This is a genomic window from Thermostichus sp. OS-CIW-30 (assembly GCF_054060215.1).
The window spans coordinates 1-8510 of the sequence record NZ_JBSSCZ010000045.1; the positions used below are offsets into that span (position 1 = coordinate 1).

Consider the following 8510-nt stretch of genomic DNA (forward strand, 5'->3'; position numbering starts at 1 on the left):
TTTGCCGTGTTTTCCTGAGTTGACCACCTGTCAACAAGAGCGGGTGGCTGCGGCCATTGCTGAAATCCTCTCAGAAAAAACCTGCCCGTAGCACTGGTTATGGTGATTTCAAATTACACTGAAGCAGCTTGTAGATTCCAGACCTCTTTCTCCTTTGGAGAGGGGCCGGGGATGAAGGAGTGATGAGGGGACTGCGGTGTTGTGGAAACTAAGCCGAAAACTAGTTCCACTACTTCAACAGACGGGAAGCCTGGGGATCTTCTCCTCAGAGCAGGAATCAAGGCGCCAGGTTCGTTTTCTGCGCCGCTTCCGCTTCACCCGTATTGGGGGGCGGTTTGTCGGGATCGCCCTGTTGGTAAGTATTGCTGCTTTCAACACCGGCAACAATCCCCTGTACTTGTTGCTGGGGATGCTGCTCAGCCTCATCCTCATCAGCGGTACCCTCTCTGATATCACCCTCAAAGATCTGGAGGTCAGCCGGCAGTTGCCTAGCCGCATTTTCGCCGGCCAGCCTGTCTTGGTGGGTCTCACGCTGGTCAATCGCAAACGGCGCCTGCCCAGCTTCTCGTTGCAGGTGAGCGAACGCATTGAGGGGCTGAGGCGGGAAGATTGGCCTTCCAGCTATGTTTTGCGGGTGGATCCCGGTGCCAAGGTGGACACTTTTTATCAGCAGACTTTTTCAAGGCGGGGAGCCTGGCAGTTGCAAGGTTTTGAAGTTGCCACCAGCTTCCCATTTGAACTCTTCCGCAAGGCGGTGGCAATTAGGGATCCCCAAACGGTGATCGTGTTTCCGCGGCTCGCCCCGGTTCAAGGATTGGCGCTGTGGGATCAGCTCAGCAGCGGCAACCAATTGCGCCCCCAACCCGGTCGAGAGGGAGACTACCTGAGCTTACGGCCCTACCGCCCCCAGGACGATGTGCGCTCTGTCCATTGGAAGATCTCGGCCAAACGGGATCAACTAATCGTGCGGGAGTTGGAGCGTCCACGAGCCCAGGCCATCACCCTCTGTTTTGAAAACCGCTGGCAGCCCCAGAAAGAGAGGCCCGAGATCCATCGAGACAAGTTGGAGCGAGCTGTAGAGCGCTGTGCCGGGATCCTCTTCTACTTGATGCGAGAAGGTTACCCGGTAGCACTTGTTACGTTACAAGAGCGGACTCCTTTTGGGTCAGACCTGGCCCATCAAGATCACCTGCTGACCGTGTTGGCACGACTTACTTTTGTCGGGGATCCCCAGCTCAGCCCTCCACTGGAAAGAGAACCTGATCCCTCTGTCAAGTTTGACCTCACCCCTCAAGATCGCTGTGTGCTGCTGGCCCATCCCGACCAGGATGGAAAATCTGCCCCGGCCCATCTCATCCACACGGGATCGCTGTTGCAATTTATCCCAATTGAGTGAGCTTCAGGCCCATTTTGATAGCAGGATCCATCTGAGATTGTTTGGAAAGCTTGGGCGCAGATCCTTGCAAAGCTTTAGGTTAAACTGCTGAAGAGGTGGTGGTTCACTGCTCCAACTTTTGTCGCAATTCTGGAATGGCCCGCCGCATTTGTCGATAGCCCTCCTGAATAATCGGATCTGCTTGATGAAAATCGAAGATCCCATACTGGCTCAGCTTGGGTTGTAAGAGCAAATCCGGCGGATGTTCGGCTAAAACACTGCGGGTAACGATTTGCTCCATCACGTTCAACGTCTTGCCAATAACGTCGAAAATATTGGGACCAGAGGGCTCATCTGGAAACCATTGGCTAATTTTTTCTTGGATCCCTTGTTGTAGGGATTGATAGCGTTTGCGAATGCGGGTGATGAAGTTGGTTTCTTCTTCGATCACTTCTCCTTCAGCATTCAAGCGCTGTCGCCGTTGAAGGGTTTCTTCCACCTCTGTTTCTTCCAGTTGCGACTCCACATCCGCGGGATCCACATGGTTGAGATTGACCGCAACAACAACATCGGCCCCCATCTCTCGCACCACCCGCACTGGCACCGGGTTGACAATGCCCCCATCTCCGAGATAGCGCCCTTCGTGGTGAAAGGGAGTGAAAATTCCTGGGATAGAGATGCTGGCCCGCACGGCATCTGCCATTTTGCCCGAACGCAACAGCACCTCCTGGCCTGTGATCAAGTCGGTAGCCACACAGCAAAAGGGGATCCCGGCCTCTTCAATACACAGCTCTTGCAAATGTTCTGTCAGCAGCTCATAAATTTTGTTGCCATCCAGCAGGCCACAGGTGGGAAAGACCACATCAAACAAAGACAGGATCATCTTCCAGTTGAGATCTCGCACAAAGTCTTCCAGCTCATCCAGTTCTCCTGCTGCATAAATGGCTCCCACAAAAGCGCCAATGCTCGTCCCAGCAATGTAGTCAACGGAGATCCCAGCCCGCTCTAGAGCTCGAATCACACCAATATGAGCCCATCCCCTCGCTCCGCCGCTGCCCAGTGCTAATCCCAGTTTTTTGCCCATGATTGCTCCCTCAAAAAGAGACCCAAAAGACCTCAAGAATCCTAAACCTTGCTCCCTCTAACAATTAGGTACCTGCCCTTTCCCGCAGATCGGAAGGCAGATAACTGCGTTCCCCTAAGATTTCCAGAAGGGGGCCATAGCGGTCGAACTTGACCACGCTGACCGAGGCGGCCAAAACCTCAATGCGATCCCGGTAGCGACCCAGGTCGATGCCCAGCAGGCTGCAGAGAATAACCCGAATGGTGGCCTTGTGGGAGACGATCAAGACGTGGCCGCCTGTCCATTTTTCCTGGATCTCGGCCACAACCGGCATGGCCCGATTGGCAATTTGCACGGCGGTTTCGCCCCCCGGAGGGGCGTTCCAGGCCGGCTCGGTCATCCAGCGCCAATAGGCTTCTGGGTAGGCTTCTTGCGCCTCAGCGTGGGTTTTGCCCTCCCACTCGCCGTAGTGAATTTCTCTTAGGCCCTCTCGAATCTGCATCTGCAAGCCAACTTTCTCGGCCAGGGGGCTTAGGGTAGCCAAGGCGCGCCGCATTGGGCTGACGTAGAGAGCTTGCCAAGGGATCCCAGCATAGGCTGCGGCAAAGGCTTCTGCCATTTGTTTGCCTTCGGGGGTGAGGTCGGGATCGAGAGCGCCGCAAAAGCTGCCGGAACGGCTGTAGGGAGTTTCTCCGTGTCTAAGGAGGTAAAGTCTCAGGCTCATGGGAAATATGCTTATGGGAGCGAACTTTGCCACTCTAGCTGCCCAACTTTAAGCTCTCCTTATCCCCCCTCGGGGCGGTGGTTGGTGGTGGGGATGTAGATGCGGCTGCCCGCCCACTGCAATTTTTCCCGCAGAGTGCGAAAGTAGGAGAGATCTTTTTCCAGGATCATCAGCTTGGCCGGTGTAGGCGCTTGCTGAATGTGAACCCACTGGCCGGGATTCACCGACTGAGCCAACACGCCATCTGTCCACAGGCGGGTTAACCCTTCGGGATCCGCAAGGGGCCAAATGTCCACCCTGGCTGTGCCGCTGATGACAATAGGACGGCTGGACAAACTCAGGGGACAAATAGGGGTGATGATGATGGCGTCGAGGGTGGGCTCGAGGATGGGGCCATTGGCTGCCAGAGTGTAAGAGGTGGATCCCGTCGGTGTGGCCACCAGCACGCCATCCCCGTGGTACTGATCCAAAATCTCTCCGTTGACCTCGATCTCCATGATCGCGGCGGGCAGCCGCTCTCGGTTGATCGGCTTCAGGCAGATCTCATTGAGGGCATAGTAGACTTCGCTAACCGGGCGGCCCTGGGGTTTTCCCTCTCCACGGGCGGCCAAGGGATCCCCTTGCCCCAACTGCGGCTGTTCCCAAATCTGGGCTTGCAACATCATGCGGGCTTGCAAGAAAAAATCCCCTGCCTGAATGCGATCCCAGGGATCCTGTTGCAGCACCCGCTCCGACTGGGCCAAAAACCCCAGCCTACCCCCCACTTTGATTGGCAAAATCGGGATCCCATAGGAGGCTAGGTATCGTGCCGCCGCCAACACCGAGCCATCTCCCCCCAGCACCACCGCCAGATCGATGGGATCCGAGGTGGCCTCTAGAAAGACAGGGTAGGGGTTGTGGTGCAAGCCGGTGGGAGCCGTTAACACCGTAACGCCGCGCCGGCGCAACTGCTCCGCACACCTCTGGCAGGCGGCTTTGCTCTCCCGATCCCCCTCTTTGTAGGCAATCACCACCAAGCCCAAGTCCATGGTCAACCTCATCAAGGGATCCCTGTCGATTGTCCCCTTCTTCAGACTGGGGATTGCTCAGGATAATCCAGACTATCCCCCCCAAAGTTAACCAGAAAATGTTCTCTTGGACGGTGAAACCGATCACCGCAGCTCTCCCTTGAGCGTCACTGCCCCCGCCAGAGCTTTCTTCTACAACTTTTAAGTAACAGTTAAGTAAATGTAAACTACCCGACCCTGACTGCTTCGCAGCACAGGGCGGGCTTTCGGTAGCCCTGCAGTTGGCAAGCCAACCACGAGCCTCTAGGCTGGTTTACGGCAGCCCCCAAAAGCGCAATCACATTCGCACCATTCAAGTCCGCATCCCCTTCCCATCCACAGTGTCCACACTTAAACTGCTTCCCACTGCGGTAGGATTGCGCAGGGTCGGGATGAATGTGCAAACACCGGTGGCAGGTCTGCGACGTGTAGGCAGGCGGAACAAGAATCAAAGCAACCCCTGCACGCAGAGCCTTGTACTCCAAAAATTGACGGAGTTGATAAAACGCCCAACTGTTGGCCCTGCGCCGTTCGGCTTTGCTGCGTGGCTGTTGATTGACTCTTTTCCGAATCCCTGTCAAGTCTTCCAGAGCAAGAGCGCTGTTTGTCGCCTTTGCCCTAGAGACAATAGCTTTGGAGATGCGATGATTGACCCACGCCTGAAAGCGCCTCTCCTTGCCAGACAGCCGTTGCAACAGTTGACGGCATCTGCGCCGCGAACTGCGTGTGCCCTTACTGGCTTTGCGTTGAAGTACCGCCCTCAGCTTGGAGTAGTGGTCTCGGATTCGGTTCAACTGCTGTCCATTCCAGTTGTCCCCCTCTGACGTATGGGCAATATCCGTCCTTCCCAAATCCACGCCCAGCACTCTATCCGTGCCTTGCGGTGGGGATGGCTCCGCTTCCACACAGATTTGAATGAAGTAGGAACCGTCTTTGCGCTTGACCAGAGTGGCAGATTTGGGATTGGAGCCCGCCAACTGTTCTCTCTGGTAACGGCCAATCGCCAGCTCAAAGCGTTCTCGGCCTTCCACCGTGGTCAGCGACACCGTCCAGTCTTTCTCGCGGAACGAAAAGATACGAGCGTCGTAGGTAGCGAAGCCCCCTTTGAACGCTTTGACGGGGCGGTTTTTCTGTCGGGCAACTTTACGGGCGCCGACCAGCCGTCTGCAGACCTGCTGGGCCAAGTTACTGGACAAGCCGAACCGAGCACGGATTTCGCGGTAGCACAGAGACTGGAGCTTAACGGCGTTGGCGACTTTCTCGGGTGTGTTCTGGTTGACCCAGTTCAACGCCTGCACAAAGGCATCCATTGTCGCATCCAACTTTGCAGCTTGCGACTGGGACACCTTGAGCTTGCAGGAGACGGTCAGGACTTGGGTCATGGTTCTATCATAACTTCCGCATTCCTCCCGACCCTCGTCCTACGGACAGAGGGCGGGGCTCCTGCGATTTCTAGCTGAGAAGTCACCTTGAAGAATCAACCGAAAACCCCGCCATTTCCAACAGATGGCCCCAATCCGGATCCCTGAGTTCAGCCACCGGCGTAGGCTGGTGCAGACCTCAGCAATTCGGTTTATGGTATGGACATTCCCCCTGCAATTCCTCTTCTCCAAGCTGCAAACCCATGACCGCAGATCTCACCAACCGCATTTTGGGCAACCGCTACCAGCTGATTCAAGAAATTGGTAGCGGTGGTATGGGATCCGTCTTCCGCGCCTTGGACTTACACAACAACGGCCAAGAGGTAGCCGTCAAGATCCTCTATGCCCCCATGCTGCTGAGCCGGGGCGACTTCCAGACAGACTTGCGCCGTCGCTTTGCCGAAGAGATCCGCGTTAGCACCCTTCTGGGGCAGCATCCTCGCATCGTCAAGGTTTTGGATCACGGCCAAGAGGGGGAGCAAGCCTATCTGGTGATGGAGTACCTCAAGGGGCAGGATCTGGGCAAGCTGATCCGAGAAAAAGGGGCTTTGCCGGTTCGACAAGCCGTTCGACTAGCCTTGCAGGCCTGTGAGGGGCTGCACTTTGCCCACACGTTTCAGGCCAAGGTAGAGGGTCGCGAGATTCGAGGCGTTATCCATCGCGACATCAAACCCAGCAACCTCTTCATCGAGCAAGTTTTTCAAAATGGCAAGCTTATCCCCCAACTGAAAATCCTCGACTTTGGCGTGGCCAAAACCCTGGCGGATCACACCCTCAGCCTGGGCACCCAAAAAGGGGGAGGATTTATCGGCACAGCTCGCTACGCCTCTCCCGAACAGATACGGGGCAAAGCCTTGGATGCCCGCTCGGATATCTACTCCTTTGGGGTAGTGCTCTACGAGATGCTGACGGGATCCATGCCCTTTCAGCTGGAAACCGACTCCCTGCACAGCTGGATCCACGCCCATTGCTACGAAAGCCCAATCGAGATCAACCCGAAGGCAGCTCCCCAGCCGATCCCACCCCCTTTAGCAGCGGTGGTGATGGATTGCCTGAAAAAAAACCCAGACGAACGACCGCAAACGATGCGGGAGCTGGGGGAACGACTGCTGCAAGCCTATGACCTGACAGTGGCCACTCAACTCTCCACCAGCCAAGCCAGCACTGTGATCCTGCCCACCGGCAGCGCTAAGGCTCAACGGGATGCTCCACCCTCTTCTGACCCCAAGCCACCAATCCAAACCACCCGCAATACAGGATCAGCTTCTGGAGCCTTTGAAGATATCCGCGATGAGGATCTGGATCTCATCGAAGATGAGCCGGTCTCTCCCCCCTCCCCAGGTGCAGGGATCCCCTATTACATCACCGAGCGGGAACCCTCCTCAGCAGAAGCTTCGCCGGAAACACCGGATCCCTCTCCCCAAAGTGAGGATGAAACTCCCAAAACGCCCTCCACAGTGATCCCAGCCGGCAACACTCTCCCCACCATTCAGGATCCCCCTGTCGCTCGCCCTGCTACACCACCACGAACCGATACTCCCCGCACCCGCCCTCTGCCACAAGCTGCCCCCCAAACGGTTCTACAGCCTTCCGGCAGCAGTCTGAAGTGGGTCTTGGCCGGGGGATCCCTAGGCGTTATGGCTTTGCTGGCCGCCTTTTTGCTGTGGCCACGTCCAGCGGTTCGCGATACCCAGGAACAGCCGGATCGCACCCCAACTCCCGAACCCAAGGTAGAGCCCATACGCATAGAGCCTATACCCGTAAAACCAATCCTAGGGATCCCAACTCCCGGTTCTACGCCTACCCCTACGCCCGAAGCAACCCCCACGCCTACCCCTGAGGTAACTCCAGCGCCGACACCCACCCCGACTCCAGCACCAACACCCACTCCGGTGCCAACGCCCACCCCGACGCCGACGCCCACCCCGACTCCAGCACCAACACCCACTCCGAGACCGACACCCACCCCGACTCCAGCACCAACACCCACTCCGACACCGACGCTTACCCCTATCCCTCGATTCACCCCGCTTGTCCCTCGTACTCCTACCCCCACCCCGACTCCATCCCCCACTCCCACTGCCACACCTGCCCCAGCAACGCCAACACCTGCGGCAGAGCTGGCCCTCAGCGGCGAGTGGCTTTACGAGGGAGGATCTTTTATCTGGCAGGGATCCCTGTGCAAGGTCAATGTTGCGGCTGGCGTCCAGGAAACCGTCTCCATTCGTCAGGAGGGCAACCAGATCAGCGTTTCCTCCCCCAGCTTTTCTGAGCGCAGTGGCCAGCTCATCGGCAACCAACTTTCTGTTAGCGGCAGAATAGGGGGTAGCGGTACCCCAACCGTTGCTTGGAGTGGCACGGTCAGCCCTGACGGGCGCGTGATTCGCGGCAGAGCCACCTGTGGCAGCGCTGACTTTGCCATCAAGCTCACCCGCCAGAGCTAGAGGCCGACACCCCCCCCTCGGTCTCCGCCACCGCCGTTTTCTCTATCCTCCGGTTTCTGTTGCCGTTGAGGCGGTGGAGGAGGAGCAGCAAAGCTTTCGCTCACAACTTCGATGGTGTAAGGGCCTCGCCCAGGGCTGCCCGGCCCAGCGGCTGGAGAGGCATTTTGCGCCCAGTAGCTTTCCACCAAGAGCAGGTAGCAGCGGTCTTGCCGTACTGGGATCGTCAGCTCGGAGGTGGTGAAATCACCAGGCTTTGCGTCATCGTTGATGAAGAAGAATTCCGGATCAGTCTCCCTGTTGACATCAAGACCAAAGATGACCAGCACAGGGTCAAAGACTGGACTAGGTCGTGTTGATCTTATGTTAGGATAGAGAGAATAATTTATAGAGGAAAGAGGATGAAGTTGGTTTTTTTAGATGAAAACAAATGGCAGAAG

General features: G+C 56.8%; 7 protein-coding genes. 2 read left to right on the forward strand and 5 right to left on the reverse strand.

What is annotated here, in order from left to right; translation table 11 throughout:
- Nucleotides 1-352: 352 nt before the first annotated feature.
- Nucleotides 353-1396 (forward strand): DUF58 domain-containing protein, encoded by a 1044-nt coding sequence (locus ACVWZF_RS13945; protein WP_238376861.1) that lies wholly within the window; start codon nucleotides 353-355, stop codon nucleotides 1394-1396.
- 103 nt (nucleotides 1397-1499) lie between these two features.
- Here ACVWZF_RS13945 and ACVWZF_RS13950 read toward each other — a convergent pair whose 3' ends face one another.
- From ACVWZF_RS13950 to ACVWZF_RS13965, 4 genes are all read right to left on the reverse strand, one after another.
- Complete coding sequence (locus ACVWZF_RS13950) at nucleotides 1500-2459, reverse strand: patatin-like phospholipase family protein (RefSeq protein ID WP_414424644.1); 960 nt, start codon at nucleotides 2457-2459, stop codon at nucleotides 1500-1502.
- Between the two features lie 64 nt (nucleotides 2460-2523).
- Nucleotides 2524-3162: a histidine phosphatase family protein gene (locus tag ACVWZF_RS13955; protein WP_414390208.1), complete on the reverse strand. Its 639-nt coding sequence runs from the start codon at nucleotides 3160-3162 to the stop codon at nucleotides 2524-2526.
- Between the two features lie 59 nt (nucleotides 3163-3221).
- Nucleotides 3222-4190 (reverse strand): NAD(+) kinase, encoded by a 969-nt coding sequence (locus ACVWZF_RS13960; protein ID WP_414424646.1) that lies wholly within the window; start codon nucleotides 4188-4190, stop codon nucleotides 3222-3224.
- A 206-nt stretch (nucleotides 4191-4396) separates the two neighbouring features.
- Nucleotides 4397-5590 (reverse strand): RNA-guided endonuclease InsQ/TnpB family protein, encoded by a 1194-nt coding sequence (locus ACVWZF_RS13965; protein ID WP_457411710.1) that lies wholly within the window; start codon nucleotides 5588-5590, stop codon nucleotides 4397-4399.
- Nucleotides 5591-5832: 242 nt separating this feature from the next.
- On the opposite strand from ACVWZF_RS13965, the gene ACVWZF_RS13970 reads away from it, so the two are divergent.
- On the forward strand, nucleotides 5833-8073 hold the full coding sequence (locus ACVWZF_RS13970; protein WP_457411713.1) for a serine/threonine protein kinase: 2241 nt from the start codon (nucleotides 5833-5835) through the stop codon (nucleotides 8071-8073).
- Here ACVWZF_RS13970 and ACVWZF_RS13975 read toward each other — a convergent pair.
- The gene (locus ACVWZF_RS13975; RefSeq protein ID WP_457411715.1) at nucleotides 8070-8399 is read right to left on the reverse strand and encodes a hypothetical protein; all 330 of its coding nucleotides are present in this window, start codon (nucleotides 8397-8399) and stop codon (nucleotides 8070-8072) included. The two genes, ACVWZF_RS13970 and ACVWZF_RS13975, sit on opposite strands and share 4 nt — an antisense overlap.
- Nucleotides 8400-8510 lie beyond the last annotated feature (111 nt).

Excerpts from the sequence above, each read along its gene's own strand:
- ACVWZF_RS13970 (WP_457411713.1), top strand. The coding sequence starts at position 5,833 with ATGACCGCAGATCTCACCAACCGCATTTTGGGCAACCGCTACCAGCTG.
- ACVWZF_RS13955 (WP_414390208.1), bottom strand. The coding sequence starts at position 3,162 with ATGAGCCTGAGACTTTACCTCCTTAGACACGGAGAAACTCCCTACAGC.
- ACVWZF_RS13960 (WP_414424646.1), bottom strand. The coding sequence starts at position 4,190 with ATGGACTTGGGCTTGGTGGTGATTGCCTACAAAGAGGGGGATCGGGAG.
- ACVWZF_RS13950 (WP_414424644.1), bottom strand. The coding sequence starts at position 2,459 with ATGGGCAAAAAACTGGGATTAGCACTGGGCAGCGGCGGAGCGAGGGGA.
- ACVWZF_RS13965 (WP_457411710.1), bottom strand. The coding sequence starts at position 5,590 with ATGACCCAAGTCCTGACCGTCTCCTGCAAGCTCAAGGTGTCCCAGTCG.